Below are 19,924 nucleotides of genomic sequence, written 5' to 3'. Positions count from 1 at the left end.
CGCGTCGAAGCGGCGCTGACTGCCTGGCGCTCACGCACCGGACGCGTGATTCCTCACGGCTTGCCGGCGAACAGCTTCAGGTCCACCGCATTGGCCATGGCTTGGTAGCCCGCGCTGCTGGGGTGCAGGTGGTCGCCGCTGTCGTAGTCGGCGCGCATCTTGTTCGGCGCCGCCGGGGCGCGGACCGCCTTGTCGAAATCCACCACGCCGTCGAAGGCGCCGGAATGGCGGATCCACGCGTTCACCTGCTCGCGCGTCTTTTCGCCCGCGGCGCTGTGGTACGGCCAGCCGTTGCCGCCGTACGGCGTCAGGGTGGCGCCGTAGATCTTCACGTGCCGGGCATGCGCCCGTGCGATCAGCTGCTTCATGCCGTCGATCAGCTGCTGCGCGTCGATCTTGTCCTTGGCGTCCCAGGCGTAACCCGAACCACCGATATCGTTGATGCCCTCGAGCAGGATCACCCAGCGCACGCCGGGCTGGTCCAGCGCATCGCGGTCGAAGCGCGCCAGTGCGCTGGGTCCGTAACCGTCGTGCAGCACGCGGTTGCCGCCGATGCCGGCATCCGCCACGGCGATGGACGACAGCTGCGGGTCGGCCTGCAGGCGCGCAGCCAGGTAATCGGGCCAGCGCTCGTTCGCGTCCTGTTTGGAACCTACGCCGTCGGTAATGGAATCGCCAAAGGCGACGAGGGTGTGACGCGGGGTCGGGCCGGCCACTTCGACGTCGGTGAGGTAGAAGCGGCTGCCGCTGGTTTCATCTCGGGGGAAGTGCACTGCCCCGGTGGCATCGCCATGTTCGGTGATGTACGCGGTGGCCATCCCGGCGCTGTGGACAGTGGCCGGATGGTAGTGCGTGTCGGCCGGCGCGTAGATGCTCACCGCCAACGGCTGCAACGGCTTCACCGTCATCTTCACTGGATCGCTGAGCACCCTCTCGCCCTTGGCGATGGTGACGGTTGGCTTGCCATCGAACAGCAGCACATGGTCGCTGCCGGGCACCGTATCCGCCGCCCCCGCGCTCAGCGCCACGTGCACCGGACCCAGCGTGACCGGCACGCTACCGAGCAGGTTGGAAAGGCGCACGCGCAGCTCGGAACCGCCGATGCTGGTGCGCACGACCTGGCGCACCGTCTGGGCGTCCAGCACCGGGCCGACGGTGTCCGGCGGCGCCGACCACCCATCCGCCCAGGTACGTTGCGCGCTGCCGTCGGCCGCCATGGCGCCGCTCGCCAGCGCTCCGATGGCTCCGGCGATTACCCACTTCGTTACCCGATGCTGCATCTCGTTCCTCCTGCGTGGTTCCTGCCGATTCAACGGCGTATCGAGGGTCACTTCCCTGGTTTGCCCATCACCTTGACCAGCCCGGCTACCTTCCGGTCGAACGCGGCATCGCCGCCGGTGGCACTGAGGACGCCCGATGCGTTGTTCCAATGCAGCCGGGTGTTCATGCCCTTCCCTGCTTCATAGGCATACGAGGTGCCGTCGTCGTTGTAGAGGGCGAAGTCGCCGTCGCGGCCCGGATAGACGCGGATCTCGGCGATCGCCTGCTTCGACGCGGTCGACTGGATGTCCGAACCCAGCGGCACGATCGAGCCAGCACGAACGAAGACGGGGATCTGGTCGATCGGCGCCGCCACCTTGACCCAGCGCCCGCCGGCCAGCTTCTCGTTGGTCCAGAAGTTGTACCAATCGCTGCCGGCGGGCAGATAGACACTCTTTTCCGTCTGGCCCTGCGTGGTGACTGGCGCCACCAGGAAGGCCGGGCCGAACATGTATTGCGTGCCCAGGTCGGCGACGCTGGGATCGTTGGGGAAATCCATCCATAGCGGGCGCATGAACGGCGCGCCGGTGTCGTAGGTCTTCTTGGCTTGGCTGTAGATGTAGGGAATCAGGCGGTAACGGAGCTTGTCGTACTTCGCCATGATCGCCTCGGCTTGGTGGCCGTAAGCCCAGATTTCAGTGTGCTTGCGCATGCCATGCAAACGCAGCGTAGGCAGGAAGGTGCCGTATTCGAACCAGCGCGTGAGCAGTTCCGGGTAATCGTTGTTCTGGCCTACGGTGTCGCGCGCATCGGAAGGGTCGAGCAGCGGTGGCCTGGTCGCGTTGGTCGTCTGCGGCAACCATTGCCAGCCGCCGATGTCGTTGCCCCAGTAGGCGATGCCCGAAGCGGTCATGTTGAGGCCGGTGGGGATCTGACGCTGCAGGGCTTCCCAGCTCGGATCGACATCCGAGGACCAGAACAGCGCGCCGGTCCGCTGCGATCCGAGGTAGGCCGCGCGGGCGAGGATCAGCACGCGCTGGTCCGGCTTCCAGGCGCGCATGCCCTGCGCGACACCTTCCACGTGCAGCAGCGGATAGACGTTGTGATAGCGGTCGCCGGAGCCGATCGAGAAGAAGAAGCCGTCTGGCACGAGGTCCGGTTCGGTCTCGTCCAGCCACGGATAGTCGAAGCCGTGCGACAGGATGTTGTCGCGCACGTGGTCCCAGTACCACATGCGTGCCGCCGGGTTGGTCGAGTCGATCAGGGCGCCGGCGCGATCCGAACGGAACGGCAGGCCATCGACCGTCTTGCCATTCTTGTCCTTGAGGAAATAGCCCTTGGCGTCGAGTTCCTTGAAGTAGCGCCCGGCGCGTTCGAAGCGCGGCCAGATCGAGATGATCGACTTCATGCCCATGGCATGCAGCTGCCGGTTCATGCCGTCCGGGTCCGGGAATTCCGCCGGGTTGATGTCCAGCTGACCCATGTGCGTCCAGTAGAACCAGTCGATGACCATCACGTCGAGCGGGTAGCGCTTTTCGCGATAGGTGTGCGCGACGCGCAACACTTCGGCCTGGCTGTCGTAGCGTGCCTTGGACTGGATCAGGCCGAAGGCCGCCTTGGGCGGGATCGGCGTCTTGCCGGTCACCCGCGCGTAGGCCGAATAGATCGCTTCCGGCGTGTTGCCGACGATCACGAAGAAACTGACGCGCTCGCCGACTTTCGATTCGAAGCTGGTGTGGCCGCGGATGCCGGCGACGAAGTGCGTATCCGACGGGTTGTCCCAGATGATGCCGTAGCCCCTGGACGACACCATGAAAGGCACGCAGACGGTTTCGCCGCTCGGCGCGTCGTACCACTGCTTGCAATCGATGACGCGGCCGCGCAGGTCGAGCGGGCCGAGGCTGCCCTGATTCTGGCCCATGCCGTAATAGTGCTCGCCGGCGGGCGCCGAGAACGTGGCGCCCACCTGGTAGGTGGCTTCGCCCGCTACCTCGTGCGGCGACATGTTCCAGTCGGTCATGTCGACGATCGTCTCCCCTTTGGCGTTCTTCACCTGCAGGCGGACCGGCGCCAGGTCCGGCGCGAAATAGCGGTCCGTGATTCCCGGCACGTGCGGTGGCGGTGGCGCGTCCACATGCAGGGTCAGCGCCGGAGAGGCGAAGGTATCGCCGCCCTGGTCGTGGGTTTCGTGGAACGCCGAGTTGTCGGCGTGGGCGGTGATGATTCCGTAGCCGGCCGGCTTCAGCACCTGGGCCTTGTCGGCGGCGATCGTCACGTGGACGACGTTCGGCCCATAGGCCTCGACGCTGACCCATGCGCCTTGCCGGTCGAGCGTGGCCATCGGCGTGGCGTCGGTGGCAGCAACCGCCGTGGTGCAGGACATGAGCAGGCCCAGCCATGCGATCCGGGAAGTCCAAATGACACCCTCCCGGCGTCGGACGACTACCGCGGCGTCAGGCGCGCTCTCGAGATCCGCTTGTAGCGGGCGCAGTCGCATGCGGCTCATGGTGCTTTCTCCATGGTCAGGTCGGCGGCCAGCGGCGTGTGGTCGGAAGCATCGCCCACGCGGATCACGAAACGGCCCGGGTCGACCTTCCAGTCGTTGCCTTCGGGGTCGTAGTAGGCGAACGCACGCCGGTCGAGCGTGAGAGTGACACGCCGGCTCTGTCCCGGTGCCAGATTCACTTTCTCGAACGCCTTCAGTTCGCGCTCCGGGCGCTCGACGGTGGCCGACGGATCGCTCACGTATACCTGCGCCACTTCCGCAGCGGCACGCGTGCCGGTGTTGCGCACCTCGAAAGACACCTGCACCGAGTCGCCGTCGTGCGCTTTGGCCGGCCTCACCTCAAGCCCGGAGAACGCGAACGTCGTGTACGACAGGCCGTAGCCGAACGGGAACAGCGGCTGCGGCTTGTCCGGGTGGCTGGTGTACCAGCGGTAGCCGACGAATAGGCCTTCGCCGTAGTCCACGGTGGGATGGGTACCCGGCGGGTGCGGCGGCGCGTCGTAGTAGTCGTGGGTGGGGTTGTCCTGCCAGCGGCGTTCGAAACTGATCGGCAACTTGCCTTCCGGCGAACGCGCACCGAACAGCACCTCGGCCACAGCGCGGCCGCCCTCCTGTCCCGGATACCAGTTCTGCAGCAGCGCCGGCACCTGGTCCAGCCAGTTGGCCGTGGCGTAGCCGCCGCCCGAGGTCACCGTGACCACCGTCTTCGAATTCGCCTTCGCCACCGCCTCGATCAGCGCCTCCTGGCCCCAAGGGAGCGCGAAGGTGCGGTCGAAGGCCTCGCTTTCCGAAGTCGGATCGAAGCCGACCGCCACCACCGCGGCATCGGCCATCGACGCCATCTTCAGTGCCGCCGGCGAGATCAGGTCGTCCACCGGCACCACGCCCAGGCCCATGCGGCTGTAGTCCACGTCGGGCAGATAGTCCAACCGCACCGACACCACCTGCTCCGCCTTGAGGTCCAGCGCGGCATACAGCGGCGCCTGCCCTTCGCGCTTGGGCTGCGTGATCACCGCCTTGCCGTCCACGTACAAGGTGTAGCTGTCCGCGCTGGCCGCCGCGGTGAGAAACAGATAGCGCCCCGCTTGCGGTGCCACGTAGCGCCCGCTCCAGCGGATGCTACGACGCTGCGCGGCCGGCGTGGTCCACAACTCGGGCTTCCACTGGTCGACGTGTGCGTCCACTGCGGTCGCCGTCGGCGTGCCGCGGAAATCGGAGTTGTCGAAGGTCTGGCGCTGCAGGCCAGGCTGGCCTTCGGCAGTGGCGAAGCCGTCGCGCTTGAACACCGTGTCCGGTGACGGCAGGCCGCGGTCATACAGCACGCGCACGCGCTGGCCGAGGTGATCGACGATGCCGCCGAGGATGCTCTCGGTGCGGAACGTGTCGATGTGCGAGCTGCCGCCAGCGGTGGCGTAGCCCGGATAGGCGTCCGGGCCGATCACCGCGATGGTCCTGATCGCGCCGGCATCCAGCGGCAGCAGGTGGCGCGCGTTCTTCAGCAGCACCAGCGACTCGCGCGCCGAGTCCAGTGCCACCCGGTCGTTGGCGGCGTCGAACAGCGGCTGCGCCAGGTCCCGCTGCGGCCGGTCGAGGAAACCGAAACGTACCGCGGTGCGCAGGATGCGCCGCACCTTGTCGTCCAGCTCGACCCTGGACAGCGTGCCGTCGCGCAGGCCGGACAGCACGAGCGCAGGCTGCATCTTGTCGGCCGCGGGCATCTCCAGGTCGAGGCCGGCCCTGAAGGCCTTGAGGCCGTCGTCCACCGCGCCCCAGTCAGACATGAACAGTCCATCGAAGCCCCAGTCGTGTTTGAGGATGCCGCTGACTAGATTCTTGTTCTCGGCGGTGTACTCGCCGTCGAGCTGGTTGTAGCTGCTCATCACCGCGCCGACGTGGCCCTGCTTCACCGCCATCTCGAATGCGCGCAGGTAGATCTCGTGCAGCGGCCGCGGCGCGATCACCGAATTGATCTGGCGGCGGTCGTATTCGGAGTTGTTGGCGGCGAAGTGCTTGATCGTGGCCACCACGCCCTGGCTCTGGACGCCGTCGATCAGGCCCACGGCCGTGCGGCCGGCGAGGTAGGGATCTTCGCCGTAGTACTCCATGTTGCGGCCGTTCTGCGGTGCGCGGTAGATGTTCACGCCCGGCCCGAGCAGGAAGCTGATGCCGCGGGCGCGCGCATCGCGCCCCATCGCCACGCCGACGCGCCGGGCCAGCACCGGGTCCCAGCTCGCCGCCAGCGCGATGCCACCGGCGTAGGCGTTGGAGGGGGCGCCCACGCGCACACCATAGGGCCCGTCCGACATGCCCAGCGCCGGCAGGCCGATCGACGGCATGGCGCGGATATCGAAGCCGTCGGAGCCGCCGATCAGCGCCACCTTCTGCTCCAGTGTGAGCTTGTGCAACAGGCTGTCGACCCGCTGCTCGACCGCGGGCGAATCGGGCTGCGGCTCGCTAGCCAGCGCCGGCAGGGCGAGGCCGGCGATCAGCAGGCTGACAAGGAGTCTGGGTGGCAGAAGCCGTCTGGGCTGCAAAGCCCGCCGAGCGGTCCATTTTCCCGCCGCCTGTTGGCCCATGGTGTCAACCATGGGCCGGCGAATCGTCGAGAAACTGTCCTCGCCTGGCGAGCTCTTCGCCTCGAACATTCCTGCCACCCAGGCTCCTGGTGCTTTCCAGCGGATCATGCGGACATCCTTCAGTACGTGGCCAGCTTGACGCGCAGCCACTGCGGTTCGCTGGAGAGATTGAGGCCGTAGTCGGTCTGGTCGCCGTTCCACACGCGCAGGAACTGCCATTGGCCGTCGACGTAGCGGCCCTCTTCCACGCGCTCGAACAGCGAATGCCTGCCGGCATTGCGTCCGGCCGGCTGGAAACTCACCCGTGCGTGTTCGCCAGCCACCAGATATTCATCGCGGCCGAGTCGCACGATCAGCACCCCACCCCGCGGCGTCGGATTGCCCTGCGCCGGTGGAGTGCCGAACTGTGGCAAGCCGTAGCCGATCTGCGCGGTCCAATCGCCCAGATCGACCTGCTGGGTGTGCGTCTGTTCTGGCTCGGACACGCCCCAAACCCTGCCCTCGACATTCGCCTTGGCGACCAGCGATGCGATCGGGCGCAACAGTGCGTAGTCCAGCGCGAACGGCTTCAGGGTCTCCGCATCGATCTTGTGCGCGCCCAGTGGCCAGTTCGAATAGCCGGTGTAGTCCATGCCGAACGGCGAGAAGCCGATCGCGCCATGCCCAAGCGCAGCGAACACGTAGCGCGCATAGGGTGCCGCGTTGCCGGTCTCGCCGACGAACAACGGATTGTCAGTGCGGCTGTAGCGATCCAGCACGGCGGTGTACTTCGCGTACTCCGGCAGATAGATGTCCGGTGCGACCATGTCGAGCGACGGCGCCGTCGCCCGCCAGATGTCGAGCACGTTGTCGGTCGGTCCGCCGCTGGAATAGCTGCCCGGCGGACCGGGATGGAACGGGTCGCGCAACGCCACGTTGGCGTAGATCGGCAGGTCGTAGACCGCCTTGCCCGCGGCGGCGACCTGCTCGACGTAGTGCGCGATGGCCCAGGCGTAGGAGAACTCGGCGGCATCCTTGCCGAACACGTCGATCCAGCTGCCGGCGTGACGCTGGGTCTTCGCCAATACTGCTGCCGGCACCGGCGACTGCAGCAGCCGGTCGCCCGCGGACGAGTAGTCGCGGTCGGTGCCGTAGGTGCCGGTTTCGTTCTCCACCTGCACCATGATCACGGTGTGCTGGTCTCCGTCGATCTTGCGCAGGTGCTTCATCAGGGCCACGAAAGCTTTGCGGTCGGCGTCGAGCGTGGACTGGGCGAACGGCGACAACGAGTTCAGCGTGTCGCCATCCTTCTTGCGCACGCGCGGGAAGCGCCGGTTGTCCAGCTTCACCCAGGCGGGTGCGTAGGCTGGGCCGTTGTTCTTCCAGGTGGCGAACCACAGCAGCACCAGGCGCAGGTGATGTTCGCGCGCCTGGCTCACCAGGGTGTCGAGGAAGCTGAAGTCGAACCGCCCTTCGGTCGGTTCGATCTGCTCCCAGGCGATCGGCACCTGCACGGTGTTCGCGTGCAGCGTCTCCATCGCCGGCCAGACCTTGGGCAGCATCGCCGGCCAGCCGCTGGAGTTGTTCACCTGCGCGCACAGCATCAGGTAAGGCTGGCCATCCACCAGCAGCATGTGGCGGCCATGCGCGCTGATCACGCGCGGCGGCGGCGTGGCGGCCACGGGCCGCGCGACGAAGATGTCGAACGCAAGCACGAGCGCGCCGATAAAGGACCAGGGCTTCACGGTGCGGATTCCTTGGGTTCGCCATAGACAATGCCGCGCCCGCCGGTGGCCAGATACACGCGGCCGAAGACGCGGAGGTCGCCGGTGAGGTGGGTGATGCGACCGTACTGGTGGGCGTCGTCGTTGATACGCTGCCAGTGCTGGCCGCCGTCGAACGAGCGGAACAGGCCCTGCTGCTTCCCGTAGCGGCCCGCCACGAACAGCGCGGGCGAGTACCTGCCCGGCGCCGGCTTGCCGAAGCCGAAGGCGTCGACGCCGACGATGCCGGGCAGCTCCTGCAGCACGCGGCCCGTGTCGTCGCCGCGCATCAGCGGCAGGTCGCGCGCGGCCAGATAGAGCACGCCCGCTGCATCGGGCGCGGCTTGCAGCTGCACGTGGTCGTGCCCGCGCGCGGCGGCGCCCAGCTCGCCTGCCAGCGGCAAGAAGCCCGCACCGCCGTCGCGGCTCGCGTACAGCGCACCGGTGCGTGGATCGAACGCATAGCAGCGGCGCGGGTCGATTCGGTCGCCCAGCACCTCCACGCCGCCCGGCAGATCCGCCACGGCCTGCCAGCTGCGTCCGAAATCGTGGGTGAGGTAAACGTGTTTCGCATGGCGCGGCGCCCATAGCACGCCGTCGCCGTCGGCCGTGAACGCGATGCTGCCCGCGCCCTCGCCTTCCGGCGGCTCACTGGCGAACGCCTGCCAGTGCTGGCCGCCGTCGGCCGACCAGGCTGCACGCACCGCCGGCCCGAACGGCTCGCGCAGGTAGCCGCTGCGCACGATCCGCGCTGGCCGCTGCCCGGCGTAGTCGATGGCTTCGCTGTTGGCGTAGCGCGGCGGCGCCTGGAACTGCAGCGGCGCCACATCGAGGCCGTCGTGGCGATAGCCGTCCAGGTCGCCCAGCGCGCTCAGCAGGTGCGCGCCCTGCGGCGGGCTGATCAGGCCCAGCGGCACGGTTTCCTCCAGCCCGCGGTCCGCGAAGCTCCAGTGCACCTCGCCGCCCCGGTCGAGCCGGCCCATGTCGCGCGTGGACCACAGGCCGTAGCCGGTGACGAAGATCACGTGATCGGGATCGAACGGGTCGATGGCCACGGTGGTCATCCAGTGCGGCGTGTGCTCGACCGTCCAGGGCGCCTCACGGCGATCGAACACCGAGCGCGCGAACACTTCCGTCCAGTGCGCGCCGCGGTCAGTACTGCGGAACAGCAGGTCGTGCGGCGTGTAGCGATGATGCGTGCTGGCGACCAGTACAGCCGGATTCGAAGGTGCGACCGCGACATCGCCCCAGCCGAAGCCCGCGGGCTTGCCCTGGCCGGGCCGGCTTTGATCGGGTATGGGCGTGATGTCCGTCCAGCGGCGGCTGTCCGGCTGCCAGCGCCAGAGGGAGCCGTCGTTCATGGTGTCCGGGCCGGGCTCGTCGCCGTAGCTCAGGTAATAGTCGCCGTCGCTGGCGCGGTGCATGTGGCTGGGCCGCAGGCCCACCGGCTGGCCCGGCACGGCGCTCCAGCTGCGTCCGCCGTCGGTGGAGCGAAACAGGCTGGTCTGGCGGGTGGACACGCCGGCGTAGATCACCGGCGTCGGCTGGCCGTGCCGCCCGCTGGCCGGGTCGAACACCACGAACACGATGCCGATGGGTTGGGTGCGCCAGGCGTTGCTTGCGCTGGCCGACGGCGAGGTAGCCACGGCCGGAAAGCTGGTCACCCGCTCCCAGTGCGCGCCATGGTCGGTGCTGCGCCATAGCCCGGCGTTGCGCGAACCGAGGAACAGGACGCGGCCGTCGTTCGGATCCACCGCCAGCCGCTCGCCGTTGCCGCGCCCCAGCTCGTTGCCACCGAGCTGGAACGGCAGGTCGACGCGCCGGAAGCTGCGGCCCTGGTCGTGCGAGCGCAGGATCGCGGCGTCGCCAGACTGTGCCGTGGTGTACGTGCCCGCGGCGAGGTACAGCCACTGCGGATCGGAGGGATCGACCGCCAGGCTGTCGATGCCGAACAGGTTCTCGTCCTTCGCTTCGATCCAGTCGGTCAGCGGCTGCCAGCGTCCGTGTTCCCGGTCCCAGCGATAGGCGCCTCCCACATCGGTGCGCGCGTAATACAAGCCGCGCACGGATGGGTGAAAGAGCAAGCCGGAGACATAGCCACCGCCGCCGATGCGTACACCGGCGAAGCGGTAGGGAATGGCGTTGGGCTGGCTGGCGTGGGCACTCAGCGAGAGGAACAAAGAGCAGGCGATGACGCCGATCTTTCTGAACATGTCGAAGAAACTCTCTCTCAACCTTGCCACTGTCCGTCCCGACCTAGGCGCTGAACACGCCGGAACGCGGCGAGGCGTTTCCGGCGGCCAGCGAGGTACCCGACGCTGGACGGTTCCGACCCCGCCGGGATCCCCATCGACGGCTCCGGCACCGCACGATCAGAACGCCACGCGCATCGTCAGCGCATAACGGGTGTCGTTCACGTACCAGGAAGTGGTGTGCTTGCCGGATGCGTTCTGATACATGACCGTGCGCTGTTCGGCGTTGTTGAGGTTGTTCATCTCCACGCCGAGCTTCACGTGCTCGTTGAACGCGTAGAAGATCGAACCGTCCAGCTGTCCGTACGCATCGGCGAATACCGGCAGCTTCCACGGAATGCTGTTGTCGGTTCCGTTGTAGCCATTCGGACCGATCGACAGCAGATACCGGCTGCGCCAGTTGTAGGCCAGCCGCACCTGCCACGGACCGTGCTCGTAGAAGCCGGCGACGTTGAGCGAATTCCTCGACAGGCCGTCCGCCGGGAGGTTGCCGTAGGTGGAGCCGTCGGTATCGACCGGCACCGCGGTGGTGTCGTGCGGCACGTGGGTCCTGCTGCGGATGTAGGTGTAGTTCGCCGACATGCCGAAGCCCTTGACCGGCAGGAAGTCGAAGAACTGGTTCCAGCCGATTTCCGCGCCGTCGATGGTCGCCTTGCCAATGTTCACCGGGCGGGTGATCAGGTACTGGTAGTTGTTGCCATCGACGCCCGGATAGGTGACGAAGCGCGACTCGTTGCGGAAGTAGTCCCTGATGCCCTTGTGGAACAGGTTGATCCAGGCCATGCCGCCGCGGTCCTGGTCGAAGTACCACTCCAGCGACAGGTCGAACTGGTCGGCCTTCATCGGCGTCAGGTACGGATTGCTGTTCGAACTGCCGGTCAGGGTCAGCTTGTCGATCGGCAGCGTGGTGGCACCCGGCGGCGGCGTATAGCCCGACACCACCGCGGCATTGAGAATCTGATAGGCCTGCATCTGGCTGAACTCGGGCCGCGCGATCGCCTTGGAGAAGGCAAAGCGCGTGACCCAGTCCGGCGCGAACTCCCACTTCAGGTTCAGGCTGGGCAGGACGTCGGTGTACTCGTTGCGGGCATTGATGGGCGCGGACTGGCCCGCACCCAGATACGGCGCCAAGGCCAGGTTGGGATACACCAGGAATCCATCGGCGGAGTTCCGGGTCTTCACCGCGCGGACGCCGACGTTGCCGCTCAGGTTGGCATCGTCCACGCCGAAGTCGAGCATGGCATACGCCGCATAGGTCTTTTCGTGCTGGGCATTGGTGTGCGCGGCATCGAGCAGCGTGGGCTGGTACGGGTTGGCGTAGCAGCAGGAATAGAACGGAATGGCGGCGTCGTGGATGGCCGCGTAGCTGCCCGGGTAGCCCAGCGCGGTAGACAGGATCGGCGCGTAGAACGCGCCCGGTACGCCGGCGTCGCCCTTGTAGAAGTTCTTGAACGTGTCCAGGTGCACCAGGCTGCTGTTGACCGTGCCGTTGAGGTCCAGGCCGGGCAGCGGCACGCCGCCGGGTAGCGCCCAGTACTGCATCCAGGTCTGGAACACTGGCATCCAGTTGTAGCCGGTGTCGATGTTGTCGGCATAGCGGTTGGTCAGGCGCACGCCCGCCTTCACGCCCTGCACGAACCCACTGCTGAAGCGGTGGTCGATATCGGCGCGCCAGGCCAGCTCCTTTGCGTAGTTCTGGTTCTGGTGGTCCATGGTGAACCCCCAGTAGTAATTGGCGGGTTCCCCGGTAAAGCTGGTGTCGACGCCGATGCGCGGCGGGCTGCTGCCGTTCAGGGCGACGTCGATGTAGGGCACGTTGGTGCCCAGCGCCACGGTGGAATCCAGGCTTTTTGTGGTGGCCTTGACGAACTGCACCGAGCTGGAGAGGTCGGTTTGGTCGCCCAGCCGCCACTTCATGCCGGTGGAGAAATCCGTGGTCTTGGAGCGGCTGTCCGAAGCACGGATGTCGGTGCCCATCGGCACGCCGCCGGGCTGCGTGAGACGACCGGACTGGAATACGCCGCCATTGATCTGGCTCGGCTGGCTGGCGTCCACCACCACCTGGGTCGGGTCGTTGCTGACGAAGATCGCATCCTCGTCCCAGACCTCGTGATACTTGCTCTGGAACGCGGTGGCGTAAAGGTCGAGGTCGTCGCTGGGCCGCCACTGGAAGGCCAGGTAGTAGCCGTCGCGCTTTCGGTTGTACTGCAGGGTGCGCCAGTCGGCACCGCGCGGCACCCAGATGCCGGCGGCGTTCTTGAAGAACGGACGCACGAACAGGCCGTCCGTGCGCGTGGTCAACCGGGAGTCGGCGATGTCGACAAGGAAGCCCATTTCGCCGAGGCTGGTGTTCCAGCGATTGCTGTAGAGCACCGAAGCGGACGGCTTGTACTTCTTGCTGAAGTCGCCGTAGTTCTCGCTGGCCGACGCGGCGATCTTCTGGCCCTGGAAGTCGAAGGGCATGAAGGTGCGCAGGTTCACCGTGCCGCCCAGGCCGCCTTCGATCATCTCGGCCGTCTGGTTCTTGTAGACGTCGACGCCGGACATCAATTCCGACGGCACGTCCTGGAAGCTGAGCGCGTGCCCGCCGTTGGCGGAGAAGATGTCGCGGCCGTTCAACTCCGAACGCACCTGGGTCAGGCCGCGCACCTGCACGCCACTGCCTTCGGCGGAGAAGTGCTCCGGATCGCCCTGCGAGAGGAAGTGGTCGATGGTGACGCCGGGAATGCGCGACAGGGTTTCCGTGACGCTGCGGTCCGGCAATGCGCCGATGTCCGTGGCGGACAACGAATCGACGAAGGTGTCGGCGTCGTACTTGATGTCCTGCGCCTTCTCGACCGAGGCCCGGATGCCGGTCACCACGACGGCAGAGAGGTTCTTGGCCTGCTTGTCGTCGACCTTCGCAGTGTTCTTCGGCGATTTCGCTTCGGTGGCTGACGCCGCCGATCTGACCTGATCCTGCGCCTGTGCTCGGGCTATCTCGGCAGCCGGCTGCGCGTGCAGCTCCAGTGGTCCGCTGCACAGCAGCCCCAAGGCAATCGCCCCCGACAACCGCGCCATCGGCAATCGGTTCATCGAACGACGACGCCCTACATCAAACGTGAACTTGCCCGGCATGATGAACCCTCCCCCAAGAATTGACGTGGCCGACCTGTTCGAGTGTCCGTCGGCTCTTCCCCCGCGACCTGCCCAGCATTCCCGGTCCCTCTACGCACCCGGTGATGCTGGCGTGTATTGATGCTGTCGCGACTTGCTAAAGCCGTACAATTGCGAAATCGAAAGCCACGGCTAACGTTTCTCTGTGTGCGCCCGCAGCATGCGCGTTGCCGGAGGATTCGCCGGAAATGCGCAGCGACCTGCGTCGCCAAGGCACAAGCTTCCGCCGTGATGGTTCGTGGGGCACCCGTTGCCGCGGCATTTGGCGGCAATTGCTATCGGAGCACGCCGCGTGCCCGGTCGAATGTCTGCGATCCAGCCTGTCTAAGCGGCGCGATCCAGCAAAGACATGTATCCGGCCAGATGAAGCGATTGCCCCCCGCACGCTGAGGCGTTGCCCACTGCTATCGGCAACTCTGGTGACTCATCGCTTCAACTCGCCCCAGTGCATAGTGGTCGATGGCCGATTCGGCCGATTCGTCACGGGACAGGACCCGGGATCCGCCAAGGCGACGGAGGAGTAGGTCCTAGCGCTGCTTTGAGCCCTGCGCTTCGGGGCAAAAGATATCCGCCCTATCCCCGGTGACTTGGACTTGTCGTCTAGCCGACGCTCCCTGCCCCTTCTACGCTTGTCCGCTGTTGAGACTCGGCTGGTCAATTTTTCGGATCGAGGCCGCCAAAAGTGGCCTGCAACGCCGTAACCACGTAGATTTGGCGGGCCAAGCGGCCATCGCTCCATAAGGAGCGATGCATTTCACGAGACCAGAGATGATGGCCACCAAATCCACTGCCAAGAAGACCACGAAAGCGAAGCCGGCTCCCAAGGCGGCACCCGCAATCAAGCCGATCAAAGACGCCTTGAGCAAATCGGCGCTCATCACCCACCTGGCCGAGCAGGCCAGCATCGAGGCGAAGCACGTCAAGGCGGTGCTCGCGGCACTCGAGCACACGGTGCTCGGCGCGGTGCACAAGAAGGGTGCGGGTCATTTCACCCTCCCCGGCCTGTTCAAGATCAACGCCGTGCACGTGCCGGCGAAGCCGAAGCGCAAGGGCAAGAATCCCTTCACCGGTGAGGAACAGGTGTTTGCCGCCAAGCCGGCCACCGTGAAGGTGAAGGTGCGTCCGCTCAAGAAGCTCAAGGACGCGGCAGTCTGATGTCGGCCCGGGATTTCCTGCAGCGCCCAAGGGCTGCAGGGAATCCCGGGCGGAGAGTGCATTTCCCCATCAGCTAATGATTCTACTCGCGAGGAAAAACATGGCTATCAATCTCGACTCGCTCTCCCCTTCCGAACTCCAGGCGCTCATCAAGACCGCCGAGGCGCAGATGGAATCTGCCCGCAAGAATCAGGTCCAGGAGGTCCGCACCCGGATTGACGCGCTTCTCAAGGGTGCTGGCCTGAGCATCGATGAGGTTTATCCCAGGCGCGGCGGCAAGGGCGCCAAGGGCGCGAAGGCGGCTGTCGCACCGAAGTATCGCAACCCGGAGAACGCCGCCCAGACCTGGTCCGGCCGTGGCAAGCGTCCGGTGTGGTTTTCCGCGGCCTTGAAGAAAAAGGGCGTCACGGCCGAGAGCCTGCTCATTGGCGGTTCCGCAGCGAAGTCTGCGCCCGCTAAGAAGGCTGCAACGAAGGCCGCCAAGAAGGTCGCCAGGAAGGCGCCGGCAAAGAAGGCAGCGAAGAAGTAAACCCCTCGCTCGCGGGAAGAAGGCCACATCGGCCTCGGCGGCACAGCCGCTACACAGCCAGGGACAGCAACGAAAAGGGCCGCGATGCGGCCCTTTTCGTTGCGCGGATCACACGCTCGGGCCTCAGCGGCCGAAGATGATTTCCGTGCCTTCGTGATCGCGATCCCAGCCGCGCAGCTCGTCGCGGATGTGCGCGATGCGCTGGCGGCCGAGTGCGTTGCGCTCCTCGTCCAGCACATGGCCGTCGAGCAGCTCGGCCATGCGCTGGGCGGTGGGCAGCATGGCGTCCCAGGCATCGAGCGCGGGGATGGGCGCGGGCAAGGTCATGAAGAAGCTCACACCCGGGGTGCGCAGCGCTTCGAGCCGGCCGAGGTCGAAGTTGCCCGGCTTGAGCATGTTGGCCACGCTGAAGATCGGGCCCAGCTCGCGCTTGCCGTCGATCAGGCGGTGGTAGATACCCATGTCGCCGAAATCGAGGCCGGCCTTTTCCGCCGCCACGATGAGGTCCGGACCGTTGAACAGCTGCCCTTCGCGCGCCACCACGAACAGCGTGACGATGCGCTCCACCGGCAGCTGCGCCGGCCGCTTGCCCAGATCCGAACGGGGCGTGGGGCGCGGTTCGGGTGCCGGCGCCGGCGCCGCGGTGGTGACCGGCTGCGGTGCAGGCGGCAGCGGATGTTCCGCCTGGGTCGGCGAACGCAGGGCGTCGATGATCGACGCGGCCTGGCTGGACGGTTTGTGCGTGGCGACACGCGCGTCAGCGCCGGTGCGCTCACCGGCCAGCGTGGCCCCGAGTTTCTCCAGCTCCGCACGCAACCCCATGTCCAGCTCGCCCTGCTGCGGGCTCACCGGTGAATCCGGGTAATCGCGGTCGAGCGTGGTGAAGAACGGATCGTCGGCCAGGCTCGCCTGACCCACGGTGGGTTCGCGGCGCTCGCCCGGCGTGGGTTCCGGCGCGGCGCGGCGCCTGCCTTGCTCCTTCTTCGGCTGGCCGAACAGCCAGATCAGGCCGAGCACGATCAGGCCGACGACGAGCAGCGGGATGCCGACGTTGGCATTCCAGGCCAGGGCGAGCGTGGCGTCGATGGGTGTCGATTGGACGGGCGTGGAGTCGAGATTCATCGCGGTGTCCTCAGGCAGCGCCTGCCAGTTTAGCCGCTTCGGCCAGGTCCACCTGCACCAGTCGCGACACGCCCGGCTCGCGCATGGTCACGCCGCACAGCTGGGTGGCCGCTTCCATGGTGGCCTTGTTGTGGCTGATGAAGATGAACTGCACCTTCTCGCTCATCTCGCGCACCATCGCCGAGAAGCGGCCCACGTTGGCCTCGTCCAGCGGCGCATCCACCTCGTCGAGCAGGCAGAACGGCGCGGGGTTGAGGCCGAAGATGGAGAACACCAGCGACACCGCGGTGAGTGCCTTCTCGCCGCCGGACAGCAGCGAGATGTTGGACACGCGCTTGCCGGGCGGCCGCGCCATGATCGCCACGCCGGTGTTGAGCAGGTCGTCGCCGGTGAGTTCGAGGTAGGCATGGCCGCCGCCGAACAGGCGCGGGAACAGCTCCTGCACGCCGGCGTTGACCTTGTCGAAGGTTTCCTTGAAGCGCTGGCGCGTCTCGCGGTCGATCTTCTTGATCGCACCTTCCAGCGTCTCCATCGCGCTGGTGAGGTCGGCGATCTGGTTGTCGAGGTAGGTCTTGCGCTCGCTCTGCTCGGCGTGTTCCTGGATCGCGGCCAGGTTCACCGGCTCCAGCCGCACGATCTTCTGACCGATGTCGGTGAGCTGGCGGCGCCAGGCGTCGGCGTCGGCGTCTTCGGCCAGCTCGGCCAGCAGCGGCTCCAGCTCCAGGCCCGAAGCGGTGATCGCGTCGGCCAGCTGCTGCGCACGCATCTGCAGCGCCTGCGCGGCCAGGCGCTTCTCGGAAAGCTGCTCGCGCAGGCCGGCCAGCGCCTGCTCGGCCAGCTGGCGCTGCTGCTCCAGCTTGCGCACTTCGATGTCGCAGTCTTCCAGCACGCGGCGCGCGTCCACCAGCTGGCGATCGACCAGCAGGCGCTGGTCGAGGTAGGTCTGGCGTTCGGCTTCCAGTTCGGCGATGGGATCGGCGCCGGAAGCAAGCTGCTCGGTGATCTCGGTGCGACGCGCCTCGACCACGCGGATCTGCGCGTCCAGTCGCGACAGCGCCTGCTCCAGCGAGGCCAGTGAGGAGCGCTTGGACTCCATCGACAGTGCCAGCGAATGCGCCTGGTCGGCCGCCTCGCGCGCGTTCATGCGCGCTTCCTCGCGCGCTTCGAGCAGGGCGCGTCGCTCGTTCTCCAGCTCGCGGCGCTGGTCTTCGAGGTCGCCCATGTGGTTGACCGATTCGTCCAGCCGGGCGCGCGCCTCGCGCGTCTGCGACTGCAGCTCGTCCAGCTGCTCGATCAGCGTCGACAGCTCGCCAGCGACCTTCTCGGCGCGTGCTCGCGCGGTCTCGACCTTGCCACGATGGCTCTGCAGCTGACCGGCCAGCTCGGACTGGCGGCGGTGGGCGTTGTAGAGCTCGCGCTGCGCGTCGTCGCGGGCGCGCTCGGCCTCGAACTTGGCGGTGCGCAGATCTTCCAGCTGGCCGGTGGCTTCCTCGATGCGAGCTTCCAGCGTGGCCACCTGTTCGGTGAGCAGGCGGATCTCGCGTTCGCGTGCCAGCACGCCGACCTGGTTGCCCTGCGCGCGACGCACGCGCGCCCACTGCGGCGCCAGCCATTCGCCGGTGCGGGTGATCACGGATTGCCCCGCCGGCAGCGAGGCGACCCGACGGCGCGCTTCGTCCAGCGTCTCGGCGGTGTGTACCTGCCCCAGCATCTGCATCGCCGCCGCCGGGCCGCGCACGCGCGCGGCGAGCGTGCCCTCGGCGCCGGCCCCGCCGGTTTGCGCGGCAAGCAGTGCAAGGTCGGCCTCGCCCAGCGAGCCGAAGTCGCCGGACAGCGCCAGCGGATCGTCCACCAGCACGCCATCGAGCAGGCCGGCCAGCACGGTTTCCACCGCGGACTCCCAGCCGGCATCGACCTGCAGCGATTCGCCGAGGCGGCGCGCCTTGTCGAGGCCGAAGCCGGCGAGCCAGCCGCTGGCGGCGGTTTCTTCCTGACCGAGCGCGGCATGCTGCAGGGCTTCGAGCGAGGACAGCCGGCCGCGTGCGCTCTGCAACTGCTGGCGCGTCTCGTTGAGCGTGGACTGCACCTGGCGCTCTTCGTCCAGCACTTTTTCGTGGCCGGACTTGTGCTGGTCGAGCAGGCTGCCCAGCGTCTCGACGCGCTCGCGCTGCGTCTCGTGTTCGGTTTCCAGTTGTTCGGCGGCGGCGTCGAGCGCGGCGACGTCGGTCGCCTTCTGCTCGGCATCGAGTGCTTCGCGGCGCTTGGAGAGATCGATCGCCTGGCGATCGAGGTAGTTGAGCTTGGTGCGCTCCACCTCCGCAGCGCGGCTGGATTCACCGGCGGTGCGGGTATAGGCGTCCCAGCGCTGCTGCCAGTCGGCCAGCTTGGCTTCGGTGCTGCGCTGGGCTTCGGCGGTGTCGTCCTGCAGCTGCTGCAGTGCCTCGAGTTTCGGCTCGCCCTCGGCCAGCGCGAGCGCCAACGTCTCGATCTGCTCGCGGTCGGTGGCGATGTGCGCGGACAGCTCGGCGTGCTCGCGCTCGGCCTCGCCCTGCGCGCGCTGCAGGCGCTCGGCGGTTTCCTTGTTGTAGCGCACCTGCTGCTCGACGCGGGCGATCTCGGCGCCGACCTTGTAGACCTCGGCCTGCACTTCGTTCAGATGCTCGCTGGCGCCGACGTGGCGATCGCGCACGCTTTCCAGCTGCGCCTCGATCTGGCGCTGCTCGGCGAGCTGCTTCTCGATGGCGATCTCGGCGGCAGACAGGCCCTGCCCTTCGCCGTCGTGCTGGCCTTTCAGCGCGCGGTATTCCAGTGCGCGCAGTTCGGCTTCCTTGCGGTTCTGCTCTTCCTTCAGGGCCTTCCAGCGCTCGGCGGCGCGGGCCTGCCGGTTGAGGTGATCGAGCTGCTTGTCCACCTCGTCGCGCACGTCCTTCACGCGGTCGAGGTTCTCGCGGGTGGACTTGATGCGGCTCTCGGTCTCCTTGCGGCGCTCCTTGTACTTGGAGATGCCGGCGGCTTCTTCCAAATGGGTGCGCAGGTCTTCCGGCGCCGCCTCGATGATCTGGCTGATCATGCCCTGCTCGATGATCGAGTAGCTGCGCGGCCCCAGGCCGGTGCCGAGGAACAGGTCGGTGATGTCGCGACGACGGCAGCGCGCGCCGTTGAGGAAGTAGGCCGACTGGCCGTCGCGGGTGACCTGGCGCTTGACCGAGATCTCGGCGTACTGGCCGTACTCGCCCTGCACCGAGCCGTCGGCGTTGTCGAAGATCAGCTCCACCGTGGCCTGCCCCACCGGCTTGCGCGAGGTGGAGCCGGAGAAGATCACGTCGGTGAGCGAATCGCCGCGCAGGCGGCTGGCGGCGCTTTCGCCCATCACCCAGCGGATCGCGTCGATGATGTTGGACTTGCCGCAGCCGTTGGGACCGACCACGCCGGTCATGTTGGTGGGCAGGTGCAACGTGGTCGGATCGACGAACGACTTGAATCCGGCGAGTTTGATCGTGGTCAGGCGCATCGGCAGGTCAACATTCCATGGAACGCCCGCACGGGCGTGAGGCGACAAAGCACTGTGCCAAACGGCAGGCGCCGCCGCAATGCATTGCGGCGGCACAATTTGCTTGAGAAAGGTG

At 67.0% G+C, this 19,924-nt stretch carries 10 protein-coding genes; 2 read left to right on the top strand and 8 right to left on the bottom strand.

Going from position 1 to position 19,924, the window contains the following annotated elements; all coding sequences use genetic code 11:
- Window positions 1–53 precede the first annotated feature (53 nt).
- From ISP17_RS13160 to ISP17_RS13135, 6 genes are all read right to left on the bottom strand, one after another.
- Window positions 54–1,280: an SGNH/GDSL hydrolase family protein gene (locus ISP17_RS13160; RefSeq protein ID WP_404633842.1), complete on the bottom strand. Its 1,227-nt coding sequence runs from the start codon at window positions 1,278–1,280 to the stop codon at window positions 54–56.
- Window positions 1,281–1,327: 47 nt separating this feature from the next.
- The gene (locus ISP17_RS13155; protein ID WP_404633840.1) at window positions 1,328–3,643 is read right to left on the bottom strand and encodes a glycoside hydrolase family 31 protein; all 2,316 of its coding nucleotides are present in this window, start codon (window positions 3,641–3,643) and stop codon (window positions 1,328–1,330) included.
- A 119-nt stretch (window positions 3,644–3,762) separates the two neighbouring features.
- Window positions 3,763–6,450, bottom strand: a complete 2,688-nt coding sequence (locus ISP17_RS13150) for a glycoside hydrolase family 3 C-terminal domain-containing protein (protein ID WP_404633838.1) — start codon at window positions 6,448–6,450, stop codon at window positions 3,763–3,765.
- Between the two features lie 11 nt (window positions 6,451–6,461).
- Entirely contained in the window at window positions 6,462–8,066 is a 1,605-nt protein-coding gene (locus ISP17_RS13145; protein WP_404633836.1) for a GH35 family beta-galactosidase, read from the bottom strand.
- Window positions 8,063–10,297: a WD40/YVTN/BNR-like repeat-containing protein gene (locus ISP17_RS13140; RefSeq protein ID WP_404633834.1), complete on the bottom strand. Its 2,235-nt coding sequence runs from the start codon at window positions 10,295–10,297 to the stop codon at window positions 8,063–8,065. The genes ISP17_RS13145 and ISP17_RS13140 overlap by 4 nt, the downstream gene beginning before the upstream one ends.
- Before the next feature lie 159 nt (window positions 10,298–10,456).
- Window positions 10,457–13,411 (bottom strand): TonB-dependent receptor, encoded by a 2,955-nt coding sequence (locus ISP17_RS13135; RefSeq protein ID WP_404633832.1) that lies wholly within the window; start codon window positions 13,409–13,411, stop codon window positions 10,457–10,459.
- 852 nt (window positions 13,412–14,263) lie between these two features.
- Here ISP17_RS13135 and ISP17_RS13130 point away from each other — a divergent pair.
- On the top strand, window positions 14,264–14,647 hold the full coding sequence (locus tag ISP17_RS13130) for an HU family DNA-binding protein (RefSeq protein WP_404634314.1): 384 nt from the start codon (window positions 14,264–14,266) through the stop codon (window positions 14,645–14,647).
- Window positions 14,648–14,747: 100 nt separating this feature from the next.
- Window positions 14,748–15,176: an H-NS histone family protein gene (locus ISP17_RS13125; protein ID WP_404633830.1), complete on the top strand. Its 429-nt coding sequence runs from the start codon at window positions 14,748–14,750 to the stop codon at window positions 15,174–15,176.
- A gap of 123 nt (window positions 15,177–15,299) precedes the next feature.
- On the opposite strand, the gene zipA is transcribed toward ISP17_RS13125, so the two are convergent.
- Together zipA and smc are read right to left on the bottom strand one after the other, a co-directional pair.
- A complete protein-coding gene (gene zipA, locus ISP17_RS13120; protein ID WP_404633828.1) occupies window positions 15,300–16,298 on the bottom strand; it encodes a cell division protein ZipA in 999 nt (332 codons plus the stop codon).
- 10 nt (window positions 16,299–16,308) lie between these two features.
- A complete protein-coding gene (smc, locus tag ISP17_RS13115) occupies window positions 16,309–19,809 on the bottom strand; it encodes a chromosome segregation protein SMC (protein WP_404633826.1) in 3,501 nt (1,166 codons plus the stop codon).
- Between the last annotated feature and the right edge of the window lie 115 nt (window positions 19,810–19,924).

This window comes from Dyella ginsengisoli, from assembly GCF_044904665.1.
Taxonomy (GTDB): domain Bacteria; phylum Pseudomonadota; class Gammaproteobacteria; order Xanthomonadales; family Rhodanobacteraceae; genus Dyella_A; species Dyella_A ginsengisoli.
This window is presented reverse-complemented; position numbering and strand designations above follow the sequence as displayed.